Source organism: Microcoleus sp. MON2_D5 (assembly GCF_036701905.1).
Classification (GTDB): Bacteria; Cyanobacteriota; Cyanobacteriia; order Cyanobacteriales; family Microcoleaceae; genus Microcoleus.
Genome location: NZ_JAUBRM010000228.1, coordinates 1 through 1,430 on the forward strand (window position 1 = coordinate 1; position 1,430 = coordinate 1,430).

Annotated in this window: 1 protein-coding gene; it reads right to left on the reverse strand. The window is 40.6% G+C overall.

Annotated features, from left to right (window positions below; all coding sequences use genetic code 11):
* Positions 1-19: 19 nt before the first annotated feature.
* The gene (locus QUA47_RS30850) at positions 20-1,279 is read right to left on the reverse strand and encodes an ISAs1 family transposase (protein ID WP_445302566.1); all 1,260 of its coding nucleotides are present in this window, start codon (positions 1,277-1,279) and stop codon (positions 20-22) included.
* Positions 1,280-1,430: the final 151 nt, after the last annotated feature.

Below are 1,430 nucleotides of genomic sequence, written 5' to 3' on the forward strand. Positions count from 1 at the left end.
CAGGGTAAGAGCATCTCAATTAGGCTTGACACAAGGACTCAGAAGAATCTAATGTAGGGTCAAGAAAACAAGAAAAGAGAACTTGAATCATATAATCGTTATCCATAGCAGTGCGTTTCATTTTTTGTCGGAGACTACGTTTATAAGAGTGTTCGCGGTTGAGGGCATTGAGAGCAATGCGTCGTAAAAGAGCAAAATTTCGAGGACTGTGGAAAGAGCGAATGCGGCAAGCATCCTCAGCAAATGTACAGTCAAGAGTCCAATGAGCCTGGTTTTCAATACCCCAATGTTGTCGAATAGCCCGACCAATAAGTTGAGCATCACTGTGTAAAGAAGACAAATAAAACTGAACCTCACGGGTAGTTTTGTTCCAGAGATGACGGACTCGTACAACCATGACAACACTTTGAAGTCCTGCCCATAGTCGGGGTTGATAAAGATTATTAATAGCTGAAACTGGAACCGACCAGACTTGACGGATTTCCCGACGGTGATGTCCTTTTTCAACACGTTTTTCATAACTGACATCAATGCCTTGAAATTGCTGTGCAGAGGCTTTTTCAAACCATTCTTGAACCTGATTGTAGAGAGTGGGATGATTTGCCTTGAGCGCCAGAACGTAATCTCCCTTCTTGTCGATAATATTTTTAGCAATTTCTGTTGGTGTCCCCATGGCATCAATAGTGATGATGGAGCCTGTGATATCCAGCAATTCTAATAATGCAGGAATAGCAGTAATTTCATTAGATTTATCTTCTACTTTCATCTGTCCCAACACTAGACGTTGTTCACTCGACCAGGCACTAATGATATGGAGTGCTGATTTCCCTTGATTTCGGTCATATGAACCCCTAATTGTCTTCCCATCTATGGGGATTATTTCTCCTCCCATCTTGGTGACAAGGGTTTCTACCCATTGAAGAAAACAACGATTCAATTCTTCTGGGTTAATGAACTCGAATACCCGACGAAAAGTGTCATCCGAAGGAATACCGTGAGGTAAGGCCAAAAACTTTTCTAACCACTGTTTTTTGCTAATGCCATAATTTTCCATGTCTTCCCATCCTTGCGCTCCAGCAATTACTGCTAAAATCGCAATTACTAAGATATCTGTGAGTTGATGTTTCTTAGTTCTCTCCACTCTGGGATCTTTGATCTCTTGGAAGTGGTGAACTAAACTTTTTTGAATACACCCGATATCTGCCACTTCTGTGAGTTTTATCTCAGAAGGAAAAATTTTCTGAGCATCGGCAGTTTTCTTGTTAAAGCCTTGAAACATATAGGGTATTTTTTGAGATTTTCAACTACAGTATTACTGGCATCTCACTGATCTGTGTTAGGAGTCAAGTGTGCTGTCTACACAGTCTCTTATGCTTATTTTGTTAACTTTGTCAAGTTCATATTATACCAAATTAGATGAGCTTACCCTG

What these genes read in the sequence shown, in the direction of transcription:
- QUA47_RS30850 (WP_445302566.1), bottom strand. Translation starts at nt 1,279, where the DNA reads ATGTTTCAAGGCTTTAACAAGAAAACTGCCGATGCTCAGAAAATTTTT.